This window comes from Lewinellaceae bacterium (assembly GCA_020636135.1).
Taxonomy (GTDB): domain Bacteria; phylum Bacteroidota; class Bacteroidia; order Chitinophagales; family Saprospiraceae; genus JAGQXC01.
Genome location: JACJYK010000004.1, coordinates 60,984 through 85,387 on the forward strand (window position 1 = coordinate 60,984; position 24,404 = coordinate 85,387).

General features: G+C 39.7%; 16 protein-coding genes and 1 tRNA gene. 5 read left to right on the forward strand and 12 right to left on the reverse strand.

Annotation, left to right across the window (positions count from 1 at the left end):
- Positions 1 to 207: 207 nt before the first annotated feature.
- The 7 genes from H6570_22195 to H6570_22225 form a co-directional block, all read right to left on the reverse strand.
- Positions 208 to 1,065 carry a hypothetical protein gene (locus tag H6570_22195; protein MCB9322009.1) on the reverse strand — a complete coding sequence of 286 codons (858 nt, stop codon included), beginning with the start codon at positions 1,063 to 1,065 and terminating at the stop codon, positions 208 to 210.
- Entirely contained in the window at positions 1,062 to 1,634 is a 573-nt protein-coding gene (locus tag H6570_22200) for a sigma-70 family RNA polymerase sigma factor (GenBank protein ID MCB9322010.1), read from the reverse strand. Before H6570_22200 ends, H6570_22195 begins: the two co-directional genes overlap by 4 nt.
- 519 nt (positions 1,635 to 2,153) lie before the next feature.
- The gene (locus H6570_22205) at positions 2,154 to 9,677 is read right to left on the reverse strand and encodes a T9SS type A sorting domain-containing protein (protein ID MCB9322011.1); all 7,524 of its coding nucleotides are present in this window, start codon (positions 9,675 to 9,677) and stop codon (positions 2,154 to 2,156) included.
- Between the two features lie 39 nt (positions 9,678 to 9,716).
- The gene (locus tag H6570_22210) at positions 9,717 to 10,292 is read right to left on the reverse strand and encodes a hypothetical protein (protein MCB9322012.1); all 576 of its coding nucleotides are present in this window, start codon (positions 10,290 to 10,292) and stop codon (positions 9,717 to 9,719) included.
- Between the two features lie 900 nt (positions 10,293 to 11,192).
- On the reverse strand, positions 11,193 to 11,453 hold the full coding sequence (locus H6570_22215; protein MCB9322013.1) for a hypothetical protein: 261 nt from the start codon (positions 11,451 to 11,453) through the stop codon (positions 11,193 to 11,195).
- A 6-nt stretch (positions 11,454 to 11,459) separates the two neighbouring features.
- A complete protein-coding gene (locus H6570_22220) occupies positions 11,460 to 11,756 on the reverse strand; it encodes a hypothetical protein (protein MCB9322014.1) in 297 nt (98 codons plus the stop codon).
- Positions 11,756 to 12,079, reverse strand: coding sequence for a transposase (locus H6570_22225; protein MCB9322015.1), 324 nt, complete (start codon positions 12,077 to 12,079; stop codon positions 11,756 to 11,758). Before H6570_22225 ends, H6570_22220 begins: the two co-directional genes overlap by 1 nt.
- Before the next feature lie 436 nt (positions 12,080 to 12,515).
- On the opposite strand from H6570_22225, the gene H6570_22230 reads away from it, so the two are divergent.
- From H6570_22230 to H6570_22240, 3 genes are all read left to right on the forward strand, one after another.
- Entirely contained in the window at positions 12,516 to 13,832 is a 1,317-nt protein-coding gene (locus H6570_22230; GenBank protein ID MCB9322016.1) for a hypothetical protein, read from the forward strand.
- A gap of 100 nt (positions 13,833 to 13,932) precedes the next feature.
- Positions 13,933 to 14,628 carry a PorT family protein gene (locus tag H6570_22235; protein ID MCB9322017.1) on the forward strand — a complete coding sequence of 232 codons (696 nt, stop codon included), beginning with the start codon at positions 13,933 to 13,935 and terminating at the stop codon, positions 14,626 to 14,628.
- A 374-nt stretch (positions 14,629 to 15,002) separates the two neighbouring features.
- Complete coding sequence (locus H6570_22240) at positions 15,003 to 17,984, forward strand: CHAT domain-containing protein (GenBank protein MCB9322018.1); 2,982 nt, start codon at positions 15,003 to 15,005, stop codon at positions 17,982 to 17,984.
- Positions 17,985 to 18,076: 92 nt separating this feature from the next.
- Here H6570_22240 and H6570_22245 read toward each other — a convergent pair whose 3' ends face one another.
- The 4 genes from H6570_22245 to H6570_22260 all read right to left on the reverse strand — a co-directional run bounded on the left by H6570_22245 (position 18,077) and on the right by H6570_22260 (position 20,459).
- Positions 18,077 to 18,598 (reverse strand): hypothetical protein, encoded by a 522-nt coding sequence (locus H6570_22245; protein MCB9322019.1) that lies wholly within the window; start codon positions 18,596 to 18,598, stop codon positions 18,077 to 18,079.
- An 88-nt stretch (positions 18,599 to 18,686) separates the two neighbouring features.
- Positions 18,687 to 18,770: transfer RNA gene (locus H6570_22250), tRNA-OTHER, on the reverse strand.
- Positions 18,771 to 19,203: 433 nt separating this feature from the next.
- Entirely contained in the window at positions 19,204 to 19,887 is a 684-nt protein-coding gene (locus tag H6570_22255; protein ID MCB9322020.1) for a hypothetical protein, read from the reverse strand.
- Between the two features lie 14 nt (positions 19,888 to 19,901).
- Positions 19,902 to 20,459 carry a sigma-70 family RNA polymerase sigma factor gene (locus H6570_22260; GenBank protein MCB9322021.1) on the reverse strand — a complete coding sequence of 186 codons (558 nt, stop codon included), beginning with the start codon at positions 20,457 to 20,459 and terminating at the stop codon, positions 19,902 to 19,904.
- Positions 20,460 to 20,849: 390 nt separating this feature from the next.
- Between H6570_22260 and H6570_22265 the strand changes: the two genes are divergently transcribed.
- Positions 20,850 to 22,196 carry a hypothetical protein gene (locus H6570_22265; protein ID MCB9322022.1) on the forward strand — a complete coding sequence of 449 codons (1,347 nt, stop codon included), beginning with the start codon at positions 20,850 to 20,852 and terminating at the stop codon, positions 22,194 to 22,196.
- A gap of 8 nt (positions 22,197 to 22,204) precedes the next feature.
- Positions 22,205 to 23,497, forward strand: coding sequence for a hypothetical protein (locus H6570_22270; protein ID MCB9322023.1), 1,293 nt, complete (start codon positions 22,205 to 22,207; stop codon positions 23,495 to 23,497).
- Positions 23,498 to 23,510: 13 nt separating this feature from the next.
- Here the strand turns inward: H6570_22270 and H6570_22275 are convergent, their stop codons facing one another.
- Complete coding sequence (locus H6570_22275) at positions 23,511 to 24,398, reverse strand: M23 family metallopeptidase (protein ID MCB9322024.1); 888 nt, start codon at positions 24,396 to 24,398, stop codon at positions 23,511 to 23,513.
- Between the last annotated feature and the right edge of the window lie 6 nt (positions 24,399 to 24,404).

Below are 24,404 nucleotides of genomic sequence, written 5' to 3' on the forward strand. Positions count from 1 at the left end.
AGTTGTTTGGTCATGATGCGGGTCATGTAAACACGCGCCGGCCAATAACAAACCCAACAAAGGCCAGGCTCTTCTTCCAATGCGTAACGGCACACCCAAAAAACAATTCAAACCCAAATTCAGTCCACTCAGCGACCATCACCCGGATAACTGGTTTGAGCTCATATCAATACATTGGCAGATATTCCGGGGCCTGGTCAATATTGATCAATGATCCAAGTTAATATATTCCTCAGCTTCTTGTACTCTGTTTTCCTTGAGTAATGCCCATCCGATCCACTGGTCCCATTTAGTTCCCTCCGGCCATTGTTGTTTGCCTTGCTGGAATAGTTCGATGGCTTCCTGTGGGCGGTCGTTAAGTAGCAGGGTGAGGCCATAAGTCTTCACGTAGGTAGAATCCGGAAGATAGCCGAGTTTGCGAAAGTAGCGCAAGGAAAGCCGGTATTCGCCGGTGATGTACGCACCATACGCCAGTTTTTGAATCGAATCAATGGAGACCTGGTCACTACCACGGGTTTGATAGTTCAGATCAGGTGCGATGAAATTCGCGTTGAATAATCGTTCACCTTCCGTAGGTGGTTTCATCCAGGGCCACAGTGCCAGGATCAGTATCATAAAGCCGGCAGCGATGCCGATAATTCTTACAAACTGCCGTCGTCGCCCGGGTCGTTCCCGGCCTGCCGGATGGCCCTGCTGCTCAATCGATTGAAGTTGCCGGGCCATCTGCATAAGGCCATGGAACCGGAGGGCGTCCCGGTTGGGTGTCTCCTCTGTCATAATCGGGGTTTTATAATGTCGTCCAGCCCCTTTGTTAGCTATTAATGCAGATTCATTCGCGAGGTCACCCGGTTCATTCAATTTTTTTTCTATCTCCTGCAATCCTTTTAACTGTTCATGAAAGGTGGCAAAGCGTAGTTGCCGTATCAATTGTTGCTGTTCCCGAGCGGCAGCCTGCCAATCCGGATCAGCATCCAGTTTTTCACGTAGGTATTCACGTTCCTCACCGGATCCACGGCCGAGCAGGTATTCATCCAACCGGTGCAATTCCTCAGCAGTCAACCTCATATCTCCTCATTTGAGCCTTTAAGACCGTCGCATAGCTTGCGCAGCCGTTGCAAACATTTGTATTTCACGTTTTTAACGGTATCCGCATTTTTGTAGTTCATCTCTTCAGCCAGTTCCTCCATACTTTTGTTCTGCACATAGAAGGCAAAGAGGAGACTGCGGCAGGGTTCGCCAAGCAGTTGCATGCCCTGGTCCATGATGAAGTACTCTTCCTCCACTTCTTCGTGTTCGGTACCCGTCTCCTGGGTCACGTAATGTGCGAGGGTATCCCTCAGATCATCGCCGTAGGTGCGCCTTCGCTGCCGGTGGTATTCCAGGGCTTTGTTGCGCCCGATCTGAAAGAGGTAGGTGGACACGCTGCTTTTCATTTCGGTCAATTTTCCGGAGATCACATTGTCGTAAAAGATCACCATGGCCATCTGGAAGAGTTCTACCGCTACGTCCTCCTGGACATTGTACTTCTGCTGGACCCAGCGCACGAAGGGCTCTCGGCTCTCACGGTACAGCGATTCAATGATGTGAGTATCACCCTGCAAGATACGGGGTATGATATCCTGGGAAGTGTTCATTAAAGGTTTTAAGGTTGCTCAGGGTGAATATAAGGCGCGGTTGGGGGTTGTGCAAATGAAAGGGAGGAAACTAGAATAATGTGTAATTGAAGAAGTAACTTGCTTGAATCATGTTAGTATAGCAATCAAAATTCAAATCCAACTGTTGTATCTAAAAACAACCACTTCGAATAAATGAAATACAAAAAGCTGCAGCAATAAAAGTTTGGTTCAAAATAGTAAACCCAAATGGATGACAATTAGTAGAACTTCGAAATATTCTTTGGCCTAAGCCTTGAAAGCCTAAGTAGTTTAGTTATAAATGCTTTAGATATATGATTGGGGTACTGCTCTAAAAGGCAATATTCTACATAATTAACTGATAGTCTATCGATTGCGCGAAATGATTTAATCATAGCTTAACCACTCAACGCGTTAGTTTGTAATTTTAGGAGAGTCGAAAAATCCACCTGAATAAAAAAGAGGCTGTTCTCTAATGGAACAGCCTCCTTTTATAATAGTAAATAACGCACTAAACAATTATTGGATGAGAATAGGGATTACGCGCAGGCCTTGATTCGTAAGAACTCTTACAAAATAAGACCCCCTTGGCCAATTTAGAACATTGATTTGAGATCCTCCGTGGTCATTTTTAGTATTTTGGATGACAAGCTCACCGAGTACATTTCTAATATCCAACCATTTAGTAGAAGGATCCGGCATTTCAATATTTAATACTTGCTTGGCAGGTATAGGATATACCTTTACACCTTCAGGCAGGTCAATTTTCCCATACCCAACCGAATTATTATCTATTGTAATTGCACTACCTTTTATTAGATTTGGAAGGACATTTGTTCCAATTGCTGCGATTGGTTCAAAAATACGAATTGAATCCAAGCCTGCATTTTTGGTGATGACTGAAAAATGTAAATGGCATAGAACCTGCTCTACATCCGATGACCATGGCTGAAAATCAAACCAGGAGATTTTTAATGCACCTATCTCTGATTTCAACAAGAAGTTTTTATCAGTTGCAAAGTTGTTCAAATTTAATAACTGATCTACATTTGTCATTTGAAAAACTTTGGGATCCCAGTGAACTTCAAATTGGAACCCTTGAATTTCATCTGACTTAATATGGACAGGCAATTCAAATTCAGAACCTACTGACACCTGTATATCTGGCAATCTTATTTCAAAAAAGCCATCCTCGCGAGACTGTAAAGAGGGAATGGAAGAATTACTATCAAAAACATTTCCAACTTCAACACCAACAAAATCAGCTTTTACAGGATTTTGCAGGTTACTGACTGTGTAACCTGTACGATAAAGGTGTTTTATTGCCTGCTCATCGGTGATTACATCGAGAGACGGGATAAATTCCCACTCCACTGAACCAGTAAAAGTGGCCAATGATCCCAGGTTGAAGTAGAACAATTCAAGCAGATCAAGGATATTTAACTTATTGTCACGATTAACATCCGATGCAATCAATGGATAAGAATTATCAAATTCTTTTCCAATAAATAAATACTCCTGAAGCCGCAATACATCCAAAATATTTATCCCTGGATGTAATGAAGTATGGTTAACACCTACCTCATAACTTTGGCCTTTTACCAAATCCTTAAATTCATAGTTACCATTTGAATCAGAAAATGATTGTGACTTATCTGGCCCGCTCAAATTTACCGAGGCACTCTTAATAGCACTTGAATGTATATCCTTGATATTTCCAAAAATCAAAGGTTTTACTACTTCTGTGCAACATCCCAATTGTAAAGTGGAACAGATGCAAATTCTACAACAATTATCTCCAATACATGGATAAAGTATTTCCACACACACCTGATAAGTAGATTCTTCAGAATAAGTGTAGGAGACCACCGGACTACTTGTCTGTAACGTGATTCCATTTCCCAAATGCCATATGTATTCTGCATTTAAAACTTCAGGACGAATAGCTAGCGTTACATCCACGCCATTTTTCTCCAAGACTTCAATTACGGGGCTTTCACTGAACGTGCAAGCATATGTCGCACAAGTCCGAAATATCCCACATTCATTGGCCAAAACCAGACAAACACATGTGAAATTTATTTCTTCCGGAATAAAAAAAGAAACCGTATTCCCACTCAGGACAATCGCATCAGCATTCCAGACTTGCCAGTTGTAATTTAGGTTATTCCCAGTTACCTCTGAAACTCCCAAAATTTGTCCTCCGTCGATATCTTGCATCCAGATGGTAGCAGAAGGCAGATCTCCATTACAAGTTCCAACCATTATATCCAGGCAGCATACCGGATCACTATCTATGCCTAATATGTAATCATGAAAAACCAAACAAACCGTGTATTCGCCCTCACTTTGAAAATAGTAAGGTACACCTGCAAATAAGGAATCTACTAAAGCTCCATTCCTATAAACATTGAGCCTGGGACAAACATCGATGCAGGGAGGAAAATCCGGTATTCCAAAAACATATCCACCATCTGATTGACGGATATACGTAAAGCAATTATCCCCGCAACAATCACCATTTGAGCTTGTACTTCCACATTCCAACTCACAAATATTGTCCACCCAAAATTCATAGGGTCTGGCTGTATTTTCTCCATTGAACTGTATGGACTCGAAATGCGTAATTCCGGAATTCGCGCCAGTTGCAACCAATTCTCCCTCTATGTAGACCTCCACGGTTTGGGATGAACGGATCAAACGGATTTTAACTGGCATCACCTGATTAACTTTAGTAGGATAAGGCTGATCATTGTTGGGCGATTCATACACATCCGTAATACGCACGTCAATGGTCTGATCCGCAGAGGGGCGGAAAGCCAGATAAACTTGCTTTTCCTGATTAGCGTAGTCCCCATATAAAGCCACGACCGCTCCGCCGGTTTCTAAAGGTGTTTGGCCAAATTCTGGAATCAATTGGATGTCAAAGCTAATTTCTGCTATGTCACCCTGGTTTGGCCCATCTTCCAATAAATACTCTGAATAACAAGCCTGGAAATTATTGTCCTGTTTTACCACAAGATGACCGGACTGGGCCGAACATTCGGGATATCCATTAACCACTTTCCAACGACCATTCTGCTGGGACAAGGGAGCTGAGGGCGAATAATTTGCAAATGGTTCACATCCAAGCTGCTTGCAATTTCCCGAATTTCCAGGGTTCACCGGCACACAGCATACCTTCCAACAATAATAAACTAGTTCACCTATCGTATGGGGCTCGAGGTAATAGAAGTAACAGTACTTTGGCTGGTTTTCATAAGGCATGTTGAGCGACCAACTGCCAGGACTCACCGGGTCATTTTGATCTACCTGCCAATATATGGGTATCACGCCCTGCAAGGTATCTTCAACGGATGTCATAAGTATTCCATTATCCCATACCGGATCGAATAAATAACAAATTGTCGGGTCCTGGATACAAAGACGGGTGCATTTCACATAATAACATCCATTGACTTTGTAATAGCAACAGACTAGCCAGGTCTGATTTGCTCCAGGGAAAGTAATTTGTGGATTTGGCCCGTCTGCTTCAATAATTGATCCTTCACCGCTTTCCGGAGAAATGATCCAGGTAATGTCCTGAGCTTCGGGCACATCCAGTCCTACCCTATACTGATAGGTCGGTCCTCCTGAACCCATATAAAAGATTTGTAGTCCCTCATCGACCTGATCAACCGGGATATGCTTATCAGGAATGCAAACTTTCCGGCAGCAAATACGGACACATTTACTTGTCAGATCGTAGTACGTGAGGGTTACATAAAGTGAGTTCCCGGGCGTAAATCCATAATTGAACTGAACTTCGGTCTGGTTGCCCACAATGGCCTCCACCGTCTCCTGGTCATCATGCAAATCCCAACGCAAAACCTGAATATCTTCGTCATCGGTTATGAAAGTCAACCGATCATCCCTGCCAATCGAAGGATACCAGCGAAATCGCCGACAATTGAACGGATCGGCTATGCAGATCTTGCGGCAATATTCATAACACTTCGTGATCTCTCCGGTATTAACTTCCCAGCGGACACAGATTTCTACCATTCCTGAGACAGGCAACTTCATCTTCGGAGTCTTTCCACTGTACCGCTCATCCCCATCAACATACCATTTGATGTTCGAGGCTCCTTGAGTCTCCTCCCGGTCAGCAAACACAAAATTGTAATCAAGGGCATTTGATTCAGAGACGGGCGTGTACCAAAAGCATGGTTTGTTTTCTGGTATTGACGTACAATTACCCGGATCACATTTGGGATAATAACTGTTATTTGAATCCCAAATCAGGGCACAATCCGTCAATTGGGTTACCGGATCCCCTGGTTGGGTTGCAAAATCATTATACGAGAACAACAATGTTCCATTACAACTATAAACTCTCCCGCCTTCTTCATCAATGATTGTTGGGTCATCGAAATGCAATTTATATACGCACTGTCCATTGTATTTGCATGAATAGATCTCATAAAAAGGACACAGAAGTGAACCACTCTGATTACAATCAGATACTAACGAGTCCACTATATTCAGGAGTCCACTGTCATCCGTGCAACATGTTTCTGCACAGTAATTACATCTCGGGATCGGAATACAACAAACCTTGAGACAACACGCTGCCAATTCATCGGCATATTCCGGAGTATCCATGCACTCATAATAATAGCAATAAACATATGGTTGCTCTTCTCCCTGGCCGTACGTGGGTATATTAATGGTACTCATTCCATCATAAATACTTAATCTCCTTCCATAAGCATCCGTCCAATAAGCTACCTCACCTGGACTGTTGATCACCGCATAGCCATCCTCACAAGGCGCTCCACAACTGAAAATGCACAAATTATCCACTTCATAAAAACCACCATCACCGTAAAATTCAATGCCGGTAATATTTGTATTAAAAGCTATCTCTCCGGTATATATGTCATTGATGTAAACGGAACCGTTATTATTACTATTTACTACCATTGAAAATTTTGCATTCCCGGTAATAACAGGCAACTCCAAAGATCCGAATTGGCCTGCCGGAGCTTTAAAAATTGCTCGCTCCAATACATTTTTGTCATGAACAAACGCAAATTCCATTTCAATCAACCCGATAAATGGTTGTAAATCAAAACTAATTTTATATGGATAAGATATACCATTAGGGACTCTGTATCCAACACCCGTTGCAGTTGATATCAAGGAGGTTATTGTCAATTTACCGTCATAAACATCCGCATCAAACCGGCCATCCATCACATACCAGTCACTTGGGTTTTGTTGGGTAATTGAACTGCCATCTTCATATTCAAAATCCTCACAGGCTATTACATTCATCACTTCACATCCCGACTCATAACAGGTATATGGGTTGGTCAAACAGACATTGATGCAACAGGTATACTCACAACCATCGGATGTCCGATACGTACAACATACCCAATAGGTCGTACTCGTCTCCGCTACGTCTGTTAATAAGAATTCCGCTTCCTCACTCGTTGCATAGAAGCCTTCTCCTCCATTCTCAGCATTGGCTGACCAGCTTGCCACGGTAGAGCCTGCCGGTAAAGTCGGTGTGAAATGGTAACGGTAGCTTCCTGTATACACCTCCTGTTCTGTACCCACATACGAAGCCGTAATGATCCCCGGTCCACAATCATAGATATACTCTGGCATGGCGACCTGGCACAATTCTTTGCAACAAACCTGCAGGCATCCATCTTTGTCGTAGTACTCAAAGCAGATCACCACATCACCCCTGGTAATGTACTCTGTCAAATCCAGGGTGATTTCACCTTCTACGCCACCATCTTCATCTCCTACCGCATTATCCAATATAATCTTGGGATTATTTGCCATTCCCGTTTCCTTATTTCTAATATAGAGCAATGGATCCCCTGCAAGGCCTTCGGTAAAAAAGCGATAGATAAATCCTTTTCCTGTATAGATATAATCGACCAGATCACATGCCTCTTCCTGATCATCGTAGATACATATCTGTTTGCAAATCTTCCGGCAAACGTAACCTCCTTCACCAATTGGTATCTCAAATTTTACACAAACCTCATAGCTGCCTTCTCCCGGGAATTGAAGGGTGGTGTACTCACCAGTAGCTACTATTTCACTACCCCCATTGATGCACCACCTGATGTTAGTCGCTCCGTCTACTTCAGGGATTGACAACAACGTGAAATCATATTGGTCTCCTCCGACTGACGACGGAACGAAAACGATGCAATTTTCAGATGGGGTGAGTTCTTCGCAGTCATCCTCACAGGTTAGTGTTAACTTATAACCTGAACTGATCCCGGGCTGATACGTATCGATCACCAAATAGTAGGTGCCGGATGCATTTGGTACGGATATTCGCTCACTATTTGTACCTGATTGAATCGAATTACCAATACATCCTACTAATCCAGACACTTCTCCTGTGGTGCATTGATCAAATAAAAACATATCCAGATTGCCCGTTAAACCCATCAAGTCAATGACGATATCTTTCGGGGTATCTCCGATATCTATTCGTATTACTTCATCATCACCATCAAATTCTAAATCTCCATTGTAACAATTTGAAGGTCTATAGCTACAATTCGAATTAAATTCATTCCCATCGAGGCTATTGATGGCTCCTGTTCGTTCATTATTATCACAATTAAGTGTAGCTGCCACCTTAGTACAATCTTCACTCGGGCAACCTTCACATGAAAATTTTAATTTATAACTACCCTCTTCACTTTTATCAACAGCATCTATTACTACATAATAGGTTCCAGGTGGCAATGAACCTTCATCACTCCATATCTCTCCATCCGGGAACGGCGAGTCATCAACAGGTGTGTTCTTTGCATCTCCTATACATTCAATACTCGTTACTTCTCCCCCACTATTACAGTTTATTATGCTCATAGTCAAATTAATATTTGTACTATGATCCAATTCAAGGGCAATAACATCAGAACTCCGCTCCTTCTTAAAACTATATATTTTATCTCCTCCTGAGAATGTTTGACTTTCAATATATGGAGCACATCCCAAATAATGCTCTCGAACAAAATTGTTAGTCTCATTACGTAAATCTCCATTAAGAGTCTGCCCGCATATTATACTTGTAGCTTCATTACAATTCGGAGCAGCAATTGTGCAGTGCATATTCAAACTATAACTACCCTCTTCACTTTTATCAACAGCATCTATTACTACATAATAGGTTCCAGGTGGCAATGAACCTTCATCACTCCATATTTCCCCATCTGGGAACGGCGAGTCATCAGTAGGTGTGTTCTTTGCATCTCCTATACATTCAATATTCGTTACTTCTCCCCCACTATTACAGTTTATTATGCTCATAGTCAAATTAATACTTGTACTATGATCCAATTCAAGGGTAATAACATCAGAACTCCGCTCCTTCTTAAAACTATATATTTTATCTCCTCCCGAGAATGTTTGACTTTCAATATATGGAGCGCATCCCAAATAATGCTCTCGAACAAAATTGTTCGTTTCATTACGTAAATCTCCATTAAGAGTCTGCCCACATACTATACTTGTAGCCTCATTACAATTTGGAATAGATGTTGAACAATAAGATTCTTCCTCACATGTAACTGATCCTCCATTATTTCTAAAATAAAGCCGAAATGTCTCAACCTGATCAGCCCAAGCAATAATATACCCGCTATTACTAGTCACACAAAAACCTGCTTCCAATAAGTTAATTTCACCAGTCCATTGAGAAATAGGGTATTGAGGGCTACATTTTCTATCTCCACAACACGGCGCAAAATATAAAGAAACATCATGGTTTCCTGTCCAAACATAGCCATTGTATTGACCATTCGGTAGTTTGAATATCTTATAGAAATCCGTAGAAAACTCGCCTTCACAATAATTAAGCTTAATTTCCGATCCTGTAGAAGTTAGCGTATATTCACCTACTAATTCTTCAGAATTAGTAACCATTGGGATGGCGTCACTACAACCAGGAACTTGAGCATCAACCAGTTGTAATATTGCAGCTTGAAGCACCAGTATAAGTATTAATATTCTTTTCATAGCCTTTAAATTTAAATGTGATTATATATCTCCAAGCTTTTAAAAGCTCAGACCAATTGAAAATTGAACTAAATCGAGTCTGATTTCGGCTTCTTCGCCGTCGCTAAGATTGCCTCTCTGAAATTCCACCTTCCCTATGACCGGGCCCGCTTTCAAAGAAGCATTAACAGCATGTGCGCCATTCTGATAGATGGTCAGATCATCTTCAATAGAAGGGATCATTCCAAAATACCGGTATTGATACCCTCCAGACAATACTATTCCTTTTGCAATCTTGAGTGATAATTGTGGGCCAAATTGAGTAGCTCCGATAACCGTCTCGTGATAAAAGTAATTCGCTGAAAGTATCGTCCAATTAAGACCATAAAAGAGGTGCTTTGAACTCCTTCTGTTAAAATACAAGATGGTCCCGAGCTCAGCATGAATATTCCCATCGTGCTGAAGCCACTCTGCAACACCTGGTTCATGGAATTGAGCCTTGCCTACCAGCATATAAAACTGATTGTGAATGTTCTTTGGCCTACACACTTGAGCATTGACAGAAACAACATAAGAACATAGAACAAAAGTAATGAGGGCAGACTTAATAATTGTTGATGCAGTAATTCTTTTCATGGCAAATAATTTTAATTCCTAAATGATCGGGAAGTGATAAAATACAGAATTGAATATCAGATTTCTAAAGAGAGAAAGTTTTAGACCCCTTTCTCGTAAAAGCAAGCGATACAGCTTAAGCATCGACCTCAAGCTTTATCTACAAACAATACCTAAATTTTGATTCCAGTAGCCTATTCAAATTCATAAGATTTAATATTAGTCAGTTTGAAAATAACACACATTGCTTAGTGTTACGATCATTCAAAGGTAACCCAGTGTCTAAGGTCATTTGGTCAACTAATCCTTAGATTGTTACATTTTCCTATAGACAAGGGTAGAGAGCCAACCAAACAAAATCATGAAAATTATAGTTATGGGTTGGTACCAAAATAGCACCAGGATGTATAATATCACCGTAGTAGGAAGATTACCCATCCCCTTTGGGTAAGATAAACACACTAATAATCTAATTGTCGAAATAAAATACTATCAAAATCAACATTGAGGACAGTCTCCTCAAAAGTTGCATTATATGAATATATTAAAAATAATCGAAAGAGAAAAGACTATTCACATATTGATATAAATACCAGCTCATGATTTTTGAAGATCTAAAGCATATTATACAACTCTGTACGTCCATAAGCAAGACCTCGATCATCGAAGCAACAGGTATTAATCATTGCAAATAAACCAAGTAGGAAATCAAATACTCTAATTATCAATTAATTACATAATCATTATTATCTTAAATCAAAATATACCAAATACGCGTAAAGAAGAGTTCGCAATTCATCGGTCAGAAAACATAACGACTTTCATATAATTTATGATCCACTATTTTGTTACTTAATAAAGAAGCTTTCCCAAGCAGTGTGTCCTTCAATTCTTGGGCTACCCCCCTAAAAGACGATACACTTATGAAAATTTTATGTTGGTCCACGTTTGGACATTTACTAGTTGGCAGCAATGATTCTTGATCAGCACCCAACGGGATTCTACATCGATCACGATAACCGTTAACCCATTGCGACGCTGCCCGTGGACATAGCCATATTTGATATCTATTTCCAGATACTCCAGACTGATACGGCATGGTGGTAACAGATCCTTGACCCATTCCCTGTCCCTGGGCCTTGTTTGCCTTTTCTTCTTGTTGACCAATTGATGCTCCTTCATCAAACACTATACCTTCTTTTCGTTGATCATGTAATGCCTGGACTGTTGCAGCCATCGCGTGACTTTCCGGTATCCATAATCCACAAACTCTTGATCCAGGATCCATTTGATGTCTTCTACGACCTGTTCATTCCAGACCCATTGTCCCGAATAGGTCATCGTGTGTTCCGATGCCCGACATCCACGTTTACCGTTCGTATTTCTACGTGTTTTCCTGCCGTAGTAAGTACTCGATGCAACACCGGTGTACTTCAATACTAGACGCACCGGATGCCCCTCTGCTATGAACATTTCTGCGACCATCAATCGTTCTTCAAGCGTATTTGGCTTTTTTTTAGCAGCTCTTCTTTGATCCGCAAGGCCAGCTCTTTTTCCGCCAGCATCTCTTTATACGCTTTTAACTCTCGTTTCAACTGCTCATTCTCAACTTCTAAATCGGTCTTTACCACTGGTGATCGATTCTCCAGTCCGATGGAGCCATCCTTTTCATAACGGTCAATCCACCGACGTAACACACTATCCGACAATTCATATTCCCGGCGTGCTCGTGTTACCCCATGTCGCTTGCTAAATTGTATGATTTCTAATTTCTGAGCTACCGTGAAGCTCCTTCTGTGACGAGTCATTTGCACTCTTTTTTATGGTTATAAAATTAAGCGCATTTTCTCCATCTATTTAGGGGGTCAGAGGGGCACTCGCCTATTTCGCTCAGAAGGCTTTAGAACTTTTTTTCCAATACATCTTTTAGCAGTTGGTGATCCAGACTCATATCAGCAAACATGCGCTTGACCTGGCGGTTCACGTTTTCAAAGTCCTTAAGATGCTTCAGCTACTAGTTGTCCATACCTCCGTATCTACATCAAACTTAAACGGCGAAACCTTTGATCCCTGCTCCTATAGCTTTAGAGGCAATCAAATGATCATAGTTGACCGGGGTAAATTGCTAATGGATAGTTGGTAATACCTATCACTAAATTTTTTTGAGTGTCAGAGGTGACCTTTCCTGGAAACAAACACCAAAGGATGTATCAAATAATCAAAACAAACTTTAATTAATTTAGTATGAAAACACAGATCTTATCATTGGCAATATTGACACTTCTATTCTTGGTCACATCCTGTAATAAGGATAATTATCTGACGGATGTTTCTCAGGAATTAGAAAAGTATACCGGTGAAGACCTTCCTGAAACATATACTTCAGAAGATCCCATGGTTTTGGAAATGAAAGAAAAAGTTTATCGTGACTTTAAGAAGGAAGCAGAAATACAAGATATCGAATGGAATGTACCGAAATCAATGACAAGAAGCAAAACCATAACAGATATTACATGCGGTAATAAAGCCTATGGCACAACGATCAACGAGAGCAACTCTATAGAAATATACTACAATAAGCCGGACAAAATCTATTCTTTTACTTTAACGCAAAAAGATGAAGTTACTGTAAAACTTTCAAAGTTAAATTCCGATCTCGACTTATTTATTTATGAAGAATTAATTGATAATTACGGAAGAAGATATCCAGGAAGTAAGCTTTATACAAGTGATGAACCAGGGACTAACGAAGAAATAATTACAGAAATGCTAAATGCAGGCGACTACCTCATAATCGTAGAAACATATGAAATAGAAAGCGACTTCACCCTTGAAGTAAATTGCAAAAATAAGCCTTCAAACAATCCTCGTCGTTGGTGTGAAAATTTTGATGACCTTAGAGCTAGTTATATCGAAGGCATTTCCTTACAGTCACCTCATTGGCACCTATGGAAAGGCCTTTCTAATGACGGCAAAGTCTTATTTGAAACCAGCAACACCTCCAATAAAGTAGTTAAATTTGATTACCCAAGATTTGGATATCAGGATGTAGTACGGGAGTTAACTGGATTAACACCAAGCTCTGGATGGTATATTATGAATTTTAAATTATGGGTTGCCCAAGATAAACGAGCTGATTTTGTTACTGAAAAAACAAATAAAGATGGACAAGAACAAGGCTTTGGAATAAGTATTCAAGCTGGAGTCCTTTCAGTTAAATACAAAGGAAATACATACACTGCAGCAACCAAAGTAAAACAAAATAAATGGATACGATGCTCTATTTCATTTGATCTAACATATAACTTAATTGTGGCTCGCATAGATAATGTATCCATTATACTAAGAGCCGATGCTCGTATCGATAGCTATGGTAACTCGAGAAAATCAATTCATGGCATAAATTTCTATGGCAATAAATATGCAACCAAATTCCATGTTGATGATGTATGTATAACTGAAATTGAATCAGGATTCGGAGACCCTCTCAGAGTCTACACAATAACTGACTCAGAAGACACAGAAATTGTAGAAACCTTAGATCTAAGTAAAGAAGATTAAATAATTGATCTAAAAAAGAAAGCCAGTTCTGATGAACTGGCTTTCTTTTTTAGATATAATACCAACAAGGCATAAATAAAAGACCTAAAATAATCCTATTATGAAAATATATTTAACTGTAATCATCGCTTCAATCTACAATATCACAGCACATACGCAAAATGAATTTAAAAAAGAATCTTATTGGGGAATAAAATCTGGAATCAATATTCATCAGGTGGCATTTGATGCCAATATTAATACCAAAATAGATATAGGATATACGAGCGGGTTCGTCTTTAAATATATAGAGGAGAAGGGACATGGCATTCAACTTGAATTAAACCTACAACAAGTAGGATGGAGCGAAAATATAAGTCAACCTTATAGCTATACAAGACATTCGTCCTATATTCAAGTCCCAATTATGACACAGTTTATCTTTGATGAGGGTAATAAAAGTTACTTACTTCATCTAGGAATCTACGGATCCGCTTTAATTAAAGAAAAAGAAAAAATTAACCTTCCTATAGATTACAACCCTCTGAAAGATTCTCGCGACCTACCCTCATGGTTCACTAATGGAAAAGACATTGTCAATAAAAATGTATACTACGGGCAATCCGTAGATAAAATAACCGAATACGGCATTTGTGCGGGACTGGGTATATCATGGCACACAAGAAACGCAATTCTACAATTAGAAATCAGATATAATCAAAGCCTCTGCAATGTATTTGATCCAAAGAAATATGCTATTTACTCATCAAAATCCCAATTCATGGAAATAACATTGGTCTATCTAATAGGAAAATAAAATGACTAGGAATGATAATTGTTAATTGCTTTATAGCTTTAGGATATCCAACCTCATTATCCAGAAGAAAGTGGTTTGGGACATCATATACACTAGAGGTGAGCACAATTTCACCAAAAGATGTGTACCAATTATTAACCAGCATAAGGTACTACAAACCAAATAATATGTCTATTTTTGAGTCACACATGTGAACATTCCTATCAATTGGATCTAGGTTGGAAAATGAAAACCTTCTCAACTTGAAGAATTAAAATAAGCAAAACATTTTCAGGGCTGGATTGAATTATACTTCATCGCCTTACATTGATCAATTTTATGGATCCATATTCAATTGAACCGACCAGGAAACAAAGCTAACTAAATAGACAATAATGAATAAATTGATATGTCCTCTAATCCTTGCTATAAGTATACTTGCATTTATCTGTGCTTCACCAAAATCATTTTCGCAGAATAATATTAAATTTGCCGATTCCCTCTTTTCTGTAGAGCGTTATAATGAAGCAATAACCGCTTATCATCAAATCATCTATCGAGATCCACCCGAGATCACTAAAGCGTATGCATATTTCAGAATTAGTATCGCAGCGTATTATCTAGATAGTATTCAAAAATCAATCACTAATATAGAACTCGCTCAAAAGACCCTTGTTAATTGTAACGCTCCAGATACTGTCCTATTATTTGAAATATTGGAAAATCAAGGAGCCCTCTACAATGCAGTATCAAGAATTAATGATGCATACCGAGTATTTAAACTGGCAACAGAATATTTACCCTATTTACCCTCTGAAAAGTCGGATCTTAAATCTGAATATTACAATAATTATGCCTTTAACTTAGACAAAAAAGGGGAATATATTAAAGCAATTAATTGTTACAATAAAGCCATAGAAATTGACTCTAACATTTTTGGATATAATCATGAATATGTAGCTCTAAGTTTAATTAACATTGGCCACGTGCAAAACCGGTTGGGTAATTATGATGAAGCCATCAACCATTTCCTTAAAGCACTAGAAATCTACGAAGCTCTAGATCCGATACCACAACAAGAACTGGCAGAAACCTACAATCACATTGGCGCAACCTATACCGAAGTAAATGATCATAATAAAGCCATAGAATACTACAAAGGAGCCCTAGGAATACTCCTATATAACCATATCAAAGATGATAAATTAATTGCCAATTTATATAACAACTTAGGCATTAGCAACTACAAAATAGGAAACCTGGTCAGTGCAGAACAGTATTTTAATCAATCGTTGCGCATTACAGGTTCTAAAATAAATCAAAATATGAAATCAGAGAGGGCCATTTCCTACCATCAATTAGGCATCCTCTATTTCGATAAAAGTGATTATGATTTGTCACGAAAATACATCAATAAAGCTATCAAGATATTCACTGAAGAAGGAAGTTACAGATCAAAAGATATATCCTCATGTTATCAAACATTGGGAGAAATAGCCACCAATCTAACAGACTTTCAAAACACAATAAAGTATCTCAATCTTGCTTTAAAGATTATAGGCCAAGAGTTTGGAGACCATACCAGCACAGGTGATATCTATTACCGGCTAGGCAATACGTACTTAACATTAGGTGACTATTCAAATTCCCTAAGCGCATATAGGTCAGGCCTAGAAATCTATGATCGATTAGACTCCCTGATGAATAACAATAATGTATTAAACAATAACCTAAATAAAGCAAAACTATGCCACGGTATCGCAAAGTCCTTGGAATTTAATAATAAAATTAACAATTCGGAAGCTGAAGAATATTTTATCAATGCTATTAAATATGCCCAAGAATTAGAACCAGGTAATAACATATTAGACATTTCCGAAAAACAATTATCCATCAAGGATATATTCAAAGATTATATTAATTTGCTTCTAAAGAATAGCAATATTTCGAATGAAGAGGATGCGAAGAAACTATTAAGCAACATTGAAATATTTAAAAACATAATCCTTACACAATTAGAAAATAAATATCTATTAAATAACAACAAGTATTACCAAACACTCAGTTATAGCATTGAAAATAAAAGGGCTAAACTTGCCAATGAAATCCTTTCTGACAGCCTAAGACAACAACTAGCGACGGAGATAACGGAACTCAATATAAAATTAGATTCAATTAATAAGACAACACAAATCTCAGTTATTAATCACACATCTAATAGCCTTTTTTTAGAAAACCAATATAGCAAATTAACTATCCTTGACTTCTTTGTGACGGACAGTTCGGTTCTGGCCATTAAAGCAAATACAGGACAGATAGAATACTATCATCTAAACTTGCCAAATCTCAAAAATCAAGTTATTTCTTACTTTAATTGTCTAAAATCCAGGAACAATTGCGCGAAACAAGACATTATAAACAAAAGTGCTCAGATATACCAACAACTGAAACCAATTTTCGACGGGATAACAATCGGGAGTAAGATAATAGTTCTTCCAGACGAGTACCTCTATTATTTACCATTTGAATCCTTGATTAAAAATAATAGCGACGTATCGAATTTTTCTGAATCTCAATTTCTAATAGCTGATTTCACCTTCCAATATGAATTTTCACTAAATAATAACACGAATATTAAAACTATTGAAAATAATTATTTGGGAATAGCACCAAAATTTAATGGCGTTCTTAACTTGATCTACAATACACAAGAAATAGAAGAAGCTGCTAAAAGCTTCAGCGACGCCATAAGGATCAATTCCAACACCGATGTTAAACATCAATTTATAGAAAACTATCCCAAATTTGGCGTCATCCATTTTGCGACTCATGCCGAAGCTAGTGACGCTGAGTTCACCCAATCAAAAATACTTTTAGATGATCCCGTACAAAATAAAACAATTAGCAATTCGATAAGCTTTGGAGAATTGTCACAATTGGATTTGAGGCACAAGCTGGTTATACTCAGCGGTTGCCAGACTGGGTATAGTAATGTATTTAAAGCGCAAGGACTCATGTCATTGGGAAAATCTCTCCGAATGGCAGGCTGTCAAAATCATATTGCTACTTTATGGAATCTCGACGACCATGTTGCCCTTGAACTTTCCAATCGCCTATTTATTAACATGCACCACGGAAATGATGCTACTCAATCGCTGCATCAAGCCAAGCTAGAATATCTTAATAGCAACATTAATGATGATTATAAAAATCCTTATTACTGGGCTAATTTTAAAATTTATGGAAATTCTATAATAGAGAAAAATACAAATATTTTATTTATCCCATTTATTATATTCATAGTAACTATATTATTTTTTACTTATCTATTAAAATATAAAATCATTCTAATCCAAAAGAAGCAAAAGAAACTCTAAAAACCTAACCAAAATAATTAACTATTCAAACCATCTTCTTCTAAATAATTTAACAAAGTTAAATCTTTGTGTATTTGATTTCCTCTGGGACACTACTTCCGCTTCAATCTACTAACCCAGTACTTAATCGCAGGTATAATTTTCTTATAATCCATATCTTCCCTTATATCCGATGGATTTAAAGCACAATTTTGATAATCCGTTTCCAAATTTATCTTAAGAAAATCAAGATAATGAATTATCGCTAGAATTTGGGTTTCATTGAGCAAGCAAAATTTATTTTTACTTTCCAAAGTATCCAATTTATAACTCAAAGTGAAAAGTGCCGTATCATGATTACTGATAATATCATAGATCATAAATTGAGGTAAATGGAATCGCATTCCTTCTGCATCAAAAAAAGACAATGAACTTGAGCGATCTTGAATATTAGAAAATGAAATATTTGACCAGTTATATTTTTCATCTTTTAATCGCAATTGTAATTGTTCACTTCTTGGCAAATAATCATCTATACCCATAGCTTCATACAAACCAACACCATTTCCTAATTTGACACCTTTGAATGCCAATTTAATTTCCGAAATTAACTTCTCCCGAATCAAAGCTTTCACACAATAATAATTTTTGGAATGTTTATTTTCTACAAATTATCACTAGGCTTATTTCATCTACCTACTTACTTATTGTCTAACAAGTATGCGGAGAGAAAAGGAATCGAACCCTCAACCAGAAAGGTTGGCACGGTTTTCAAGACCGCTTAAGCACCATTGCTTGCTTCTCTCCCAATTTAAAGTTAAAGCTAAGACTTGATTAGATTCATTAACTTATAACTTATAGTTTTTCATCTATCTTCTGCGGAGGGCGAGAGAATCGAACTCTCACCGCAATTATGCGGAACAACTTAGCAGATTGCCCCAACAAACCAATATTTGGCTGCCTTCCAGGTTGAATAATTCTAATTCTATTGAACAATTTACACGGAATAAATATATAAATTTTCTAACATTATCATGTTGATTAGCGGAAAACGAATAATTGAAGATATCAAGTTTCAATGGGGTGCATCCCAAAATGTCGATTAGGCTCTATGACACAAATCTATCTAAGATTTTTGTCATGTACTAATAGAATTTTTAATTCCTAAATTATTGCAAATAAATACAAAGTAATCGCACGGCCAAGGCATACTTCACTAATTTGCCAAATAATAGGAAACCTACTTTATCGACTTACTTTTATTTTGACCCTCCATTAAGTCAATAAATTCTTTATAGTTAAATTTAGCTATATAGGCTGAATCATTTTTAATCAATTGTAACAATTGTTTTGCTTTTTCAATGTCTTTTACACCCAGATATGATATACCAGCATAGAACAGATCTAATGTGTCTCCAGAGCGTCGAAATTCATTTTCCAACAATTGTGAAGATCGCGTGTAATCCTTTTGTTCGTAAGTACGATAGGCTGATTGCCTTTCTGTATTTTCTTCAATATTTTGATTTGACCTAACCGAACTGAAAGGTGGAGGTGGAGGCAAAAAGTATTGTGCATAAATGCTATCCTGGCTGCCTAAAGTTAACCTGTCCTTAACAATCTTGCCTGTGACTAGCAGGCCTAGGAGAGATGCTGCTACAAGTAAATATTTATACGATGAAAGTTTCAATACCTTTTTCTCTGTTACAGGTTTTTGAGCAGTTTCCAACTCTCTGTCTATGTCCTGCAAACTCTTCTTCATGTCTGCCAATCCCTTAACCCGGATGGCATACTCCATGGTCTGTAGGTATACAATCTCTTCTCTCAACGATGAATCATCTTCATACTTACTTTCAATGTCTTGAAAATCCAGGTTTCCTTCAATATAGCTGTCGTATAAATCAATTGTACTTTTTCTAACTTCCATAGTTTCTTTACATCTTAGTGTAAGTCAAACATCTTTTGTAACCTCTTGATGCATTTATATTTCAGATTCTTGACTGTTTCGCTATTCTTATAGCCCAAAAGATCTCCGATCGATGTCATATCCATTTTTTCAAAATAATAAAGCTGCAATATGGATCTACATGGATCTCCAATTGTATTTAAATGCATATACATCTGGCTGATATTGCTCTCAAGCTCCTCCTTATATTCAACCTCATCCTCTAATATTATGTCTACCATGAAGTTGTCATCCTTCACGAGTATCTTCTTTTTGTCCCGAAAGTACTCATACACTCGAAATCTGCATATTCCAAATAAATAAGTCTTAATATTACTTTCAAGTGACACAATTTTACCTTGCAATACATTATTATACAATATAATGATAGCATCCTGATAGATCTCTTTTGCATCATCGCCTTGAAGTCCAAATGTATTGTTGATCCACGATACTGCTTCATTACGTGTTCTGGTATAAAGAGTAGCTAATGCTTTATTCGGTTCTGATTTGATGTGGGCAATCCAGTCTATCTTGCTACTTTCCAACTCCATTGGGCATTGTATCTGTATGAATAATAGTCGACAATCATTCGGTTATTCACTAAAATAAGGCTAATAAGTTATAATTGTTGACCTCTTTAAAAATAATTTTCACTGCTATCAATGAACGCCGACAAAAAGATTTGACTCATTATCAGTTCAGTATGATCCGAGTTGAATCTTAAACAACAAGGTCAATCAATTGACTTCTGTCCCCAATCGATGAAAACGAGACCTCCTTTCACTCTTTTAATGATGGAATGGAATCAACAATTTGTATCTTGGTTTCATGTTTTAAAATGCATGTTATGTTATAAAGTCAACATTTCTCAAAGCTGTCCTACATGCCCTCCTCTATTTGACCCTTCCATTTCTCCAAAATCTGCTACCTTAGGTGACAAGATGAACAACAAAATCCATCACCTGATCGCACTTCTCCTGCTCTGGGCAACCACCGGCTTTTCCCAGGACTGGACCATAACCCTGACTCCCAAAATGACGGGGAATGGCCAGATCAAGAAGTTTTTTGTACTCGACTCGAGCAAAAATGTACTGGCTACCAGGGAAATTTCCGGGGACCAGGGAGCGAAGCCCTACACCTGGACGATCGAACAGCCCTACCGCAAAGGGACCACCATCTACCTGCTCCAGCACCGGGATCGAAGCCTTGAATACCAGCTCAACGCCTACTTCAACATGGCTCCCCAGATCACGCTGCAGGATCCCGCCGAACACGACCTCGTCGTGGAAGAAGCAGACTTATTCGACACCATGATCGAAATTGATAGTGTGTATGCGGTCAATGACTTCCTTTACAATGTCACCACCGCCGGCAACAATGAACACTATAAGCTGAAGCGCCACAAACTGCAAATCTACTTTCAGCGGAATCTGAAACTGGACTATTGTTTTTACCTGCGGGTGAACAACAGCAACCGGTATCAATACTTCTATCTGAACGCCAGTGCGCCCAAGGCAAAAAAGATTAAAACATCCGTCAATGCCCTCAGCGGATACCTGGAAAGCTGTACGGTCTTCCACTATGATTCAACCATCAAGCTGGGGCAAATCCGTGCTACCAACGAATCGACCGGCCACGAATGTTTCTTCTACGATGTTCCCCGCCTGCAAAACGATTCTTCCGTGACCTTTTTTATTCCCCGGGGCTACCGCTGGAAAAACAACTACCTGCAGCTGGAAAGCAACCAGAATGAGTTTAAGGATGGCGGAGGTACCAGCTATTCGTATTTTAAAACACTGACCGACTGGAAAGACTTTATTCCTTCCTACTGGTATTTCCATCAGAAGCCATCAGAAGGCTGGACGCGGGAGACGCTTCCCGAAAACGGATATACCCGGGAGATCGACATCAGTGAACAAGGCTATCTATTGCAGACCTCCTTCACCGGTGTTAACATTGCCTATCTGAATACCCATTTCCTGTTTGACCAGCAAGGCGAGAAGGTTAAGAGACTGGGCAATCTGGAGCAGGAACCCTTACCCAAACAACTGGTACGTTATCTGGTGGACAATTCGCATATCAGGATGTATTCCAATGAGGGCCTGATCTTCAGCCAGGACTTCGGAACCTTGTCAACCGCATTTCTGACGGATGAAGGATACCAGCTTTCGCGCCAAATGCCCAATCTGGTTTTCACCCGGCGTAACCAGCCAAAGATGCGGGTGTATATGCAAACCGTGATCGAGCCGGCCGGGCAGCTGAAAGAATTTATCTACACGACACAGTAATACCCAGGATGGATGTTCAATCCAACAAACGTATCCTGTGTATTGCGGAGGGAAAGCTTTTCTTAACCGACCGGCAAAGCATCCCCTTTTCCCAGACCAATCTTCCTCCGAAAAGCATTCGCTTTCGTTCAAACCAGGAAATTTTCTGGAAGGTTGCCATCGTAAATTACAATGAAGAGCGTGCTGCCATTCAGGTAAAAGTGCTGGATTACCATCCGGATGATATCCAACCCTTTTACAAACAAGTGATGAAAAAGCCAATACAGTTTGTATTGTTTACTGCACTGGATTGGAATCAACTGGAGCCATTGCTATCCTTTTATCATAAAATCGATTTAACCGGAATACTGATAGAAACCAAAGAACCGGAGTTGCCTGCATGGCTGGAACACCATCAGCCATCTTCGTCTGCGCCAAAGGAACTTCATACTGTTCTACAAAAGGAAAAGTGGACCGAAGAAATCAAAGCCGATCTGCTGGACCTGGAGATCGGGCTGGGTGAGGCCAGGATCAAGGTTCGATCCCGGTGGGTACCCGGAGAAGTACAGGTGGCATTGAGTAATACTTATCTGGTACCGGAATTTAACTGGATCAAACCATTCTTCGCCAAGGCACTGGGCACTAAAAAGATCAGGATCATCCTGCAATGGCTTAAAAATAAGGAAGGGCTCCAGGTATCAGGCGCCCACTCACCAGAACTGGATAAAATCGACCACCGGTTGGTCGAGGTTGTCCGCCGGTTACACTTTTTGAACCGTTGGAATGATCCCACAACATCGGTTGATCAGAGCCTGTTTACCTCCGATGAGCTGCAAAAGTATCATGAGGAAAACAATCAGGCTTCCAAACAAACGCCCGTTTTATCGGATGAAGATCTATTAGCGATGTTGCTGGACGAGTTTAAGGTCAGGAATGCTCCCCAATTACAGTATCTGGCAGGCAAGTTACAAGCTAAGGATCAACGATTGCGGTTTACATTGCGTCCATTCGCCGGATTCCTGTTCTTCATAAAAGGAAATCAAATGACACATCATTGCTGGGAGCTCCTGGATTCTCACGCTACCTACCTGTGGTCGTTTGACCCCGCGCAGGTATCCACTCCAGAGCAATTCAGGATCATGGAAGGAATTATTGGAATAATCCGGGAACAAGGCCGGCAACAATACAAACAACATTGGAAGCGTCAGGCATCCCCAGGTAATAAAGTTTTGTTTCGTACCATCGAGCACTCTTATGCTAATTCAGCAGTCAAAGATGGGTTTCCGATCTGGCGTCAGAAGATGGAAGAAGCCATCGTCTGATGTCGTGCCCAGCTCAGAACCGGATGTAGTCGGCAGGATTGATGGGTTTCCCATTCTGCCATAATTCGAAGTGGAGGTGGGGACCATCCGATAGCGTACCGGTGTTGCCGATGATCGCAATGGCCTCGCCGGCTTTGACCGGCTCTCCTACTTTTTTAAGCAATACCGAGTTGTGTTTGTAAAAAGAGATCAGATTATTGTCGTGCTGGATGCCGATGGTGTAGCCGGTCTCCAGCGTCCAGTCACTGGCTATAACATAACCGTCCATCGTCGCGCGGACGGGAGTGTTTTTGGGCGCCAGTACATCGACGCCAAAATGTTCTTTATCCGGCATGAAAGGCGCACTGATCTCACCATTGACGGGTGGTACGAAATAGATTTCGTAAAGTTCACGATCCGGTTTGCGTGAATTGATGAACTCTTCGGGGGAGATCGTGAGAGCATCTTCGGTTTCCACCTTATCCCGTAATTCTTCATCCTCCGGTATCCGGGTCACAGGTTCCTGGTCTGCCTGGATCTGTGGTGAGCTCATCTCCGTCTCGGATGTCGCGGCAACCTGTGGACCGGTGATCAAGCCCCGGACTTTTTCGTAATACAACTTATAGGCCGAGAGTTCTTCCTCTGCACTTCGCAATTTGCGTTCGATTTTGATGAATTCACCACTGCTGGTTACGTCGCCATAACCCGGGACCAGGCGCTTGAGCGGAGTGAAAAACACCAGTAGCCAGATCAGGATGGCGCCAAGCAGTAAAAGTGAACAGATGGCTACATAAATATTGAGGAGGGTCAGGCGGTAAGAACCTATTTCTTCGAAGGTTTCATTGTTCATTACCACAAGGCGGTAAGGTACCCGCAAGTGTTCCCACCGTCTGTTTTTCTTACCCTGCGGATCGACTGGCATTGGAAT